This is a genomic window from Brevibacillus sp. SKDU10, assembly GCF_001645205.1.
GTDB classification, from domain to species: Bacteria; Bacillota; Bacilli; order Brevibacillales; family Brevibacillaceae; genus Brevibacillus_B; species Brevibacillus_B halotolerans.
Genome location: NZ_LSSO01000215.1, coordinates 20,742 through 29,649, shown reverse-complemented (window position 1 = coordinate 29,649; position 8,908 = coordinate 20,742). Strand labels below are relative to the sequence as shown.

The window sequence follows — 8,908 nt, the reverse complement described above, 5'->3', positions numbered from 1 at the left end:
TTCGATTCCGGCTATTTCGTAATTGTTTCAAACTTTTTTCGCCTCCTTGATTTCCACGTTTTCCGGCAGGGGATAGCAGATTTTACATTTGTTAGTGTAAAGCAGCTTTTGTCCTGTTATTTCGCCGGTGTCCGAGTCAATTTCCACTCTCTCAACCTTGACGGATTCATAAGTCCCGCCGCTTTCGCGGGAATACTCAATGCCGCCGTTTGCAACTCTGTACAGCACTTGGGGCCGCTTGTCCACGAACACCGTCCCTATGATGTTTTCATCATCGAACGCCACTGAAATTTGATATGTGCAATCGGTATCGTTTCGCGCCTTTAAGTCAATCCATCCCTCGGAGATTGTTGCATCCACCCCTTTGATCTCGTCACTGTTTGGTTCGGGAAACTCCTTGACCTCGTGGCCGCTACGCTCGGTGACCGTCAGCGGCGTTTGCAGGAACATCCAAAACAGCAGATTGCTCATTTGACACAAGCCGCCGCCCGGCGCGGTAGTGAGTTTGCCATTTGTCACTGTAAGACCGTCTTTATAGGGAATATGCTTGTCCGCATGGCGTACAAGACGCCAAAAGGAAAAAGTTTCGCCCGGTCTTATCAAAAGGCCGTTCAGTGTCTTTGCCGCCAGCTTCAGGTTAAACACCTTGTTTTTTTGATATGCCATATCAAAGCCGGTATTGCCGTTGTATAACGCGCAGCCCACTTCAAAGAGCTTATAAGGAAGCTGCTTCCCGTCAATGGTTTCCGCGTAGCGGCGGCCATCAAACCGCATCCCGGCATAAAAACATATTTTCCGCTGCATTACCCTGACCGGCAACAGGAAAGGGAATATTTGTGTCACTCTTTTTCTACCTATGTGAACCACCTGCCTTGTATTTTAATCCACGCATAACTTGTCATATCCTTCTCTGGCGAAACGAAAAAAGCTCGTTCTTACGGTTTTAAGTCTACCGTGTAAGAACGAGCCGTTTTTTAATATTAAATTGTTAATTTCCTAAGAAAAAGTAAAGATAACCTTGAGATTTTCCTAAGAAACGATATTCATTTCTTAGGAACTCCTTTTATCAACCAAGTCTGGCAAGGCCGGAAGCTCTACGGTAAACGTCGTGTAGTTATCATTGCTTTCCGCGTAAATCTGCCCGCCATGCTGAACAATGATTTCTTTTGCAATCGCCAATCCAAGTCCCGCGCCGCCCGTATCGGAAGAACGGGCATCGTCCAGCCTGTAAAACTTTTCAAATATGGCAGCGAGCTTATCTTTGGGGATGCTGCCGGCGTTCTTGAAAACGATGGACACCACATCCCCGGAGAGGCCCGCCGTAATGTCAATGACGCTGTTGTCCTCGCTGTATGCAGCGGCGTTTTTCAAAATGTTGTTAAAGACCCTCGCCAGCTTATCGGGGTCGCCGGTTACGGTCAAATCCTCGGAAGCATGGATAACCGCCTGTTTTCCATTCGCGGCAAGCTGCGGATAAAATTCATCGGTCATCTGCACCAGCATATAGTATAGGTCTATGTGCTTTTTCGTGAGCGTAATCGTTTGGAGGTTATACCGCGTAATCTCAAAAAACTCATCGATTAGCTGTTCGAGGCGATACGCTTTGTCCAACGTGATATGCACATACTTTGCCTTTTGCTCTACCGGCATGTCTGGCGCCTCGTCAAGCAGGCTCAGATAACCGATAACGGATGTAAGGGGCGTTTTAATATCGTGCGCCAAGTACATAACAACGTCATTTTTTCTTTGTTCTGCCAGCTTTGCATCCTGCTCTCGCATTTCCAGAGTCCGTTTTAATGTGTTGAGCTTCTGTTCCATGAACTCCATTTCCGCAGAAAGCTCAATTTGTTTATCTTCGTTCTGAATAAGTATATCAATGCCGGTATTTATCTCATCAAAGTATTTGGCAAATTTTGAAAGCATGACGCGGCAAAGAATAAGAATACTAATGGCAATCGCCACATAAATAAAAATTTCTATATTGTTCCGTATAGTATACTGATATATTATCATCGCGTCCTGACGCTCTAAGTGATAACTGTTTTCCAAAAAACGTACGATCCACTCCCCAAGTGTCCCCTTGATAAATAAACGCAAAAACAACACGAATACAACTGCTGCCATAACAATCACAACGATATACTGGTAGAGTTTTCGTTTTAGTTTGGAATAATCGGTTTTTTTATTCTTATTTTTATTTTTCAATTTTATAGCCAACCCCCCATACCGTTTTTATATACTTCGGATTATCAATGGTGTCGTTCATTTTTTCGCGCAGATGCCGGATATGCACGGTGATGGTGTTGTTGCTCTTGCTGAAATATTCGTCGCCCCATATCTCATGAAATAACTGCTCGGAGCTAACCACATTCCCCTTGTTTTCACAGAGGATGCGCAGGATTGAAAACTCGGTGGGAGTGAGGGATAACTGCTTCTCGTTCAGAAAACACTCATGCGTGTTTATATTAATGACAAGGCCGGAGTGGACGATAACATTTTCGTTCTGCTCCGTTACTCCATTGTATTTTTTGTATCGGCGCAACTGCGCCTTGACCCGCGCAATTAACTCCAACGGGCGAAAGGGCTTCGTTATATAATCGTCCGCGCCGATTGTTAGCCCTGTAATTTTATCTACCTCCGTATCTTTCGCGGTCAGCATGATAATTGGATAGGTGTGCTTGTCCCTTATTTTTTGGCAGATAGCGAGGCCGCTTGCGCCGGGAAGCATGATGTCCAATATGGCAAGGTCAAGATCGGTCTTGTCTATACATTCCAACGCTTCTTTGGCGGTATAGTATTTGAAAACCGTATAATTCTCGTTTTTCAAGTATAGTTCAACCAAATCGGCAATTTCATGTTCATCGTCCACAACAAGTATTTTATCGCTCATAGTTATCAACTCTCCTGTATGAATTTGCTTTTCTCAATCGGAATCTTTTCCGAATATATAGTATTTATAATCACTGGAATCCGCTTATCCACGTAGGATATCCGCTGATTTCCATAAATGTGATTCTAATTCTTGTAGTGTTAATTTGCTGAGTAAATAATATTTACCGTTAACCAGTCTACAATTTCTTAGTCTTCCTTCTAATTTCATTCACAACTTCTCACCTAAACGCATCATACGCTGATTCCCTGACCATGTTGTGAAACCTACTCTTACTAAAGGCAAAGATTCAAATAATGGTCTATCCAAGCTTTAAAAAAGGTTGTTCCATATCCACCGTTCCAATAATCATAGTTATATATAGCAATCCCAGCTTCTAACCAATTCGAAGCCTGACGCTCCCAATAATACGTTACGATACTATACTATACCAATCAATTTATCATTAACAAATAACCCCAAACGGTTATCTTGTTGTACAGAAGACAATTTCTATTCTTCAAGAAAAACATCGTATGTTAAAAGGGGAGTCACAGGGTTGCTGCTATAGTCCGTCACATCATTCACATAAAATGGAATTAAACTGATCAGCTATGGGGTTTCTAGGATTCGTTTCTGGATAGATCGGTATAAAGAGCCTTGTGAAATGCCAGTTCTTCTATAATCTCTTTTACAGAATATTCATTGCTTAGATACAATGAATAAGGTTAAAAATGATAATGGCAATTCTAACAGAAATAAGATAAACTAACCAATAAACCACCCTGATAATAACCACAAAGAACTTTTAGCATGCTTTAAGGGTATCTTCATTTTTCTCACCTTACGGAATATAACAACCGTTCCTATTACTGTTAACCATTTTATTTATTATCAAGTATATTAAGTTTAAGGTTTTATATTTCTAAATTCCCTATTCCACAATGTTGTACCCTTTAATGGAATAAGATAGGACTAGTTATTACCTTCTGATAACTTTCTATATAATGAAGCTCTAGAGACATTTGTAATTTCACAAATTTGCCTTACAGTCATATTTCCTTCCTTATATAACTTTATTGCATAATTCATCCCTGCATGATTTTTATGGTATTTCTTTAACCGACCTTTAAACTTACCTTCTTGCTTAGCTAGTTCAATCCCCTCACGTTGTCGCATACGAATAAGATCACGTTCTAATTGGTTAACACCAGCCATTACCGTAATTAAGAATTGGCTGTATGGATTTTCTTCTGATAAATCAAGCCATGTATCCTTTAGTGATTTTAAATTTGCTTTTTTACTACGTATGTAATCGATTAATTCAAACAGGTCTTGTGTACTTCTAGTAATTCGAGTTAGATCTGTAACATAAATGATGTCACCTTCCTGTAAGTCCTCCAACATTTTTTGAAGTTGTTCGCGATCCTTTGTTGCTCCCGAAGCTTTTTCTTCAAAGATAATATCCATTCCAATTTCTCTTACTTGCTGAAGTTGCCTCAAAGGATTTTGACCACCAGAACTAACTCGTACATAACCAATTTTCCGCAAAATATCACCTCATTTTTGAGAAAAGTCATATGATACACTCTAAACACTGATTTTATCAGCCTTTTATACTTGTATCAATAGAGTACACTCTATTGATACATAATTGAACTAATTAACTGAATAATTAAAGAAACGAGATGATACTGTATGAAAATTGCGAGAGGTAAAGAATTGCTTACACCGGAACAGCGACAGGCTCTTATGCAAATTCCTAAAGATGAGTGGGTGCTAGGAACCTACTACACTTTTTCCAAACGAGATTTAGAAATTATAAATAAACGAAGGAGAGAAGAAAACCGTTTAGGGTTCGCCGTTCAATTAGCCGTTCTTCGGTATCCCGGTTGGGCCATACACTCATATCAAAAGCATCCCGGATTCAGTCATACATTATATATCGAAAAATCGGTGCCACTCCATCTTTGCTTAGTCTTTATCCTCAAAGAGAAGCAACATACAACAAAAAAACAGCGTTGAACCCCCTCTCGGTTCACACTGTTTTTATATCATTTCCCATTTTTTGTTTAACCGGTTACATCCGTTTATTTACAACCATATGCAAGGCTTTTGGGGATAGAGTTATCGAAGCGTTTACCTCTAGCTTGTCCTGATTAACTGTTGTTAGCTTGTAGCGTTGAACAATGGTAGCCAAAATCAACAGGGCCTCTGCCATTGCAAATCTCTGCCCAATGCACATGCGCGGTCCACCGCCAAAGGGAAAGTAGACAAAGGTCGGTAATTTTTTTTCAATCCCATCTGCCCAGCGTTCTGGACGAAATACCAATGGGTCCTCAAAATAACGAGGGTCACGGTGCATGACATACTGGCTAACTAACACAATCGAATCTTTTGGAATCATATACTCGCCAATCTGAATGTCTTCTGCAGCCTGACGAAGCAAGACATAAGCTGGAGAACGAAGCCGGAGGGTCTCATTTACCACCATTGTGGTATATTTTAGGTTTGGTATATCTTGAATATTGGGTAAACGACCATCAAGCACCTCACTGATTTCAGTCACCATTTTCTCTGTAACATCAGGATTTTCAGATAGAAGATAAAAAGCAAACGCCAGCGCTGCGCTTGTTGTCTCATGTCCTGCAACAATCAAGGTCATCACTTCGTCGCGAATTTGACGATCATCAAATCCTTCTCCATTTTCATCGCGCATGGAAAGAAGCATTCCTAACAAGTCATCTCCATATATACCTGATGATCTTCGTGAAGAAATTAACTGCAAAATCATGTCATCCATCTCTTTTGCACGGCGCTTATAGCTACCATAACCTGGAAGTGGCATAGGGAACATGACTGCCTTAGCGTAATACCTTAGAATCGTCTGCAAGGCCTGTATTAGTTTTCCTTCGTCAATGGTGTTGTTATGTCCAAACAAACTTTTCATTACGACATCAAGTGCTAAATTGAGCATATCGATCTTGATTTCGCGTGTTTCGCCTTCTTGCCAGTTCTCAATGTAACGATTCGTTACTTCAATGATCGTTTTTCCATAGCTTTCTATCCGTTTTTGGTGGAATTCCGGGGCCATCATCCGTCGGTTCCGAAGCCAATGCTCTCCGTTAGCGGTGAATAAACCTTCGCCTAAAATATTTTTGATCAGCTTTGCTTGTAGTCGATCATTTTTTATAAAACTCGATTGTTTTTTGATAAATACTTCTTCTATAAGCTCCGGCTTATTTAATTGATAAATGCGTTCATTGAGCAACGGATAATACACGACGTCTCCATACTTGTCTGCGTTTTCCTTAATGAAATCCAGAATATTGTGCAGAGTACGGAACACGTTGTACAGAGGTTTATTTGGTCCAGGCGGAAGTGTAAGAGTCATAATGTCCTCCTTAAACGGAAATAGTTTGTTGCTCAAATTTTCCTTGTTCCAATGCCTTGTTCAAAAGACGATAATCCACTTTTGCATTGTGCCGCTTATCAACCGGAATCTGATCCATATAGATAATGGCATCGAGGTTTGCCCATTCTAGCATTTCAGCCAATTCAGCAGTCATGTGGCTCTTGCTCTTTCTTTCCACAATTAATACACGACGACCGTGATATTGTGTTAAAGCAGTTCGTCCGATCGACTCATCAAACGATAACACGCTCTCCACAGCAAAAGGGTACAAAACTCCCCTTTCATCTTTAATTCGTGCAGCTACTCTGCCCAGAAGCCATAATCTTCCCGATTGGTCAAAGTACCCAGCATCCCCGGTTCGATGCCAAACTGTTCCATCCACGCGGAATTTCGTCTCCTCATCTCCTCTTCCATGCAAATACCCGGAAAGCACATGTGGACCTGTGACCACAATCTCTCCCGCTTCCTCAGGAGTCAGGCAGATGTTTTCAAATTCTGCACTGGATAAAGAACCAATCGGTTTGCCCCACTGATGACGAACAATCCGTACCTGAATCTCTGGTACAGGGGTTCCTACTAAAAGACCTTTTCCTGACTTGATTGCGGTAAGGTCATTAGCATGGATATCGTTCCAATCTACTTCTGCAATTGGCTCAGCCTCGGTGGACCCATATACGGCCATTATGCGAGCGTTTGGAGCAATCCGTTGTAATCTGGACATGAGTCGTGGGAATACTGGTCCACCGCCACTGAAGATATAGGTAAGCTCAGTTAGAACGATGTCGTGTTTTTCACAGTACCCCAACAGTTGTTCAAAAAACGCTGGTGAAGCTACGATCCTCTGAGCATGTTGTTTTTTGAGCTGAGCAATGACGGGACCCGGTTCAATCGCTCCTGGTCGGCGCAAATCACCATTGGGAATAATGCTCCTCATCCCAGCCCCGAGATTGCACAGAGCAAAAATAGGTAGTGTTGTCATATCGATTGCTCCAACTTGCATGTCAAGACTGCGCCGGAGTACCTCGTATTGATCAACTAAAAATCCATGAGTCCGCACGGTCGCCTTTGGCTCCCCGGTGCTACCGCTGGTAAAGGTGATGAGCGCCGGCGTGTCATGTGGACATGAGTGATATTGACTGTACTTTGTTGCATTGGTTTGCGAGGTTAAAGAAATGGCTCCAGGCAATCTCCTCCCAATCACAAACTTTTGCGGAATTTTCCGAATAGCTGGGGACAACAGCCTCAATAGTTGGGCTTTTGGGCTTGCAATTAACGCTTTAGGTGGCTTTAATGTACAGCATCGTTCAATATGATTTTTACCAGCAGATGGATCAAGAAACATCGCAATCAACCCAAGTCTGAAGATTGCTACTAAGGTGATATACAACTCAATCGACATTGGATAAAAGAGTAGAACCGTATCACCTGCCACTAACCCTTGTTTCTTGAAAATACCTGCGACTTGAGCAGAACGTTTGTCCAGATCGGCAAAAGTTAGTTGACGGGTCTCTTTGTCTGGCATATCCTGTATCGCGATCGCATTGGGACAATTTTGAATATGAGGTTTCACAATTTCAAAGATATTCATGCTTCCCTCTCCAATTTCTTAGCAAATAAGGTGTAATCACGAAGAATGTAGCCTTCATTCGCATTAAACCTTGTGGATCGATTTTCTTGGATCATTAACGCATTAATCGCACGTTGGTAACCTAGCTTCTGAGCCAAATCATAGACTGCCTTTACGAGGAAGGAGCCTATTTTATACCCTTGGTAATCTGGATCAACAGCCAGCGTCTTTAAGATTACCTGATCGATCGCCCTTCCCATTTGGGCTTGCATCACATCTGGTAAGGTGAACATAAAGCCGACCAGTCGATCATCATGCTCGGCTAACAAAATCAGTTCTGGCTTCATATATGGAACAATCTTTGTGTATTGTTTCAAGAACTCATTTTCACTGATTTCGGTGTACAAAAAATTTTGACGAAAAGCTCGTATCGAGAGTTCATAGATTCGTTTAAGCTCTTCATCGATTCGAGTCAAATCCAATTGCCGGATACGAATGCCACGTTCATTCATATGCTGTGTCAGTTGCTTGTACCGTTTTTTCTCATACTCCTGCCCCTCTTCTCCCAAATCTCTATGATCGAGATCAACAATACGCGAAATGTAGTGAGATAGCGGTTCGAAGCCATCCTGTGTAAAATGATCTGCCCATTCCAAGGGTGTATTTGGCTCAAGGAAGAAAGGAAGATCCCCTTTTGTTTTCGTAACCAATCGGTGTGTCCCCCACGTATTTCCATCCATTGGGCCTATCACGATTGTACATCCCTTTTTAGCCAATTCTCTTGAACACAGTTGTAGTAGCTTACTTGCTGCAGTAGCATTTCGAGCTGCATAGTGTCCTATTACACCAACCTGATGATCTTGATATGCTGGTGCGTTTGACCACCATAGTGAACAGCGTGCGGCTACGCCTTTCTTGTCTAGCATCATCCAGTGAGCATCAGCATTCGATTCGTCCAGAGAATCGATCCGATTTGCAGAAGGCCCCGGTAGTGAGCAAAACTCTTCCTTCATCTGGGTATTAGTAACCTGCACTGCTTTTAACATGTCGAATATTC

At 42.0% G+C, this 8,908-nt stretch carries 7 protein-coding genes and 2 pseudogenes; 1 reads left to right on the top strand and 8 read right to left on the bottom strand.

Annotated elements, in window-relative coordinates; translation table 11 throughout:
• Positions 1-27 precede the first annotated feature (27 nt).
• The 5 genes and pseudogenes from vanW to AYJ08_RS22595 form a co-directional block, all read right to left on the bottom strand.
• The gene (gene vanW, locus AYJ08_RS22610) at positions 28-858 is read right to left on the bottom strand and encodes a glycopeptide resistance accessory protein VanW (protein ID WP_064019552.1); all 831 of its coding nucleotides are present in this window, start codon (positions 856-858) and stop codon (positions 28-30) included.
• 192 nt (positions 859-1,050) lie between these two features.
• Positions 1,051-2,205: a vancomycin resistance histidine kinase VanS gene (gene vanS, locus AYJ08_RS22605; protein WP_157452917.1), complete on the bottom strand. Its 1,155-nt coding sequence runs from the start codon at positions 2,203-2,205 to the stop codon at positions 1,051-1,053.
• Positions 2,195-2,890 (bottom strand): vancomycin resistance response regulator transcription factor VanR-A, encoded by a 696-nt coding sequence (vanR-A, locus tag AYJ08_RS22600; protein ID WP_064019550.1) that lies wholly within the window; start codon positions 2,888-2,890, stop codon positions 2,195-2,197. The genes vanS and vanR-A overlap by 11 nt, the downstream gene beginning before the upstream one ends.
• 213 nt (positions 2,891-3,103) lie before the next feature.
• Positions 3,104-3,306, bottom strand: a pseudogene (locus AYJ08_RS25020) (GNAT family N-acetyltransferase); the annotation flags it as partial.
• Positions 3,307-3,844: 538 nt separating this feature from the next.
• Positions 3,845-4,420, bottom strand: coding sequence for a recombinase family protein (locus AYJ08_RS22595; protein ID WP_064019549.1), 576 nt, complete (start codon positions 4,418-4,420; stop codon positions 3,845-3,847).
• Positions 4,421-4,621: 201 nt separating this feature from the next.
• Between AYJ08_RS22595 and AYJ08_RS25015 the strand changes: the two are divergent.
• Positions 4,622-4,762: pseudogene (locus AYJ08_RS25015) on the top strand (DUF4158 domain-containing protein); the annotation flags it as partial.
• Positions 4,763-4,949: 187 nt separating this feature from the next.
• Here the strand turns inward: AYJ08_RS25015 and AYJ08_RS22585 are convergent.
• The 3 genes from AYJ08_RS22585 to AYJ08_RS22575 are packed head-to-tail and all read right to left on the bottom strand — an operon-like array spanning position 4,950 to position 8,897.
• The gene (locus tag AYJ08_RS22585) at positions 4,950-6,263 is read right to left on the bottom strand and encodes a cytochrome P450 (RefSeq protein WP_064019547.1); all 1,314 of its coding nucleotides are present in this window, start codon (positions 6,261-6,263) and stop codon (positions 4,950-4,952) included.
• Between the two features lie 10 nt (positions 6,264-6,273).
• Entirely contained in the window at positions 6,274-7,872 is a 1,599-nt protein-coding gene (locus AYJ08_RS22580) for an AMP-binding protein (RefSeq protein WP_064019546.1), read from the bottom strand.
• Complete coding sequence (locus AYJ08_RS22575; RefSeq protein WP_064019545.1) at positions 7,869-8,897, bottom strand: GNAT family N-acetyltransferase; 1,029 nt, start codon at positions 8,895-8,897, stop codon at positions 7,869-7,871. Before AYJ08_RS22575 ends, AYJ08_RS22580 begins: the two co-directional genes overlap by 4 nt.
• Positions 8,898-8,908: the final 11 nt, after the last annotated feature.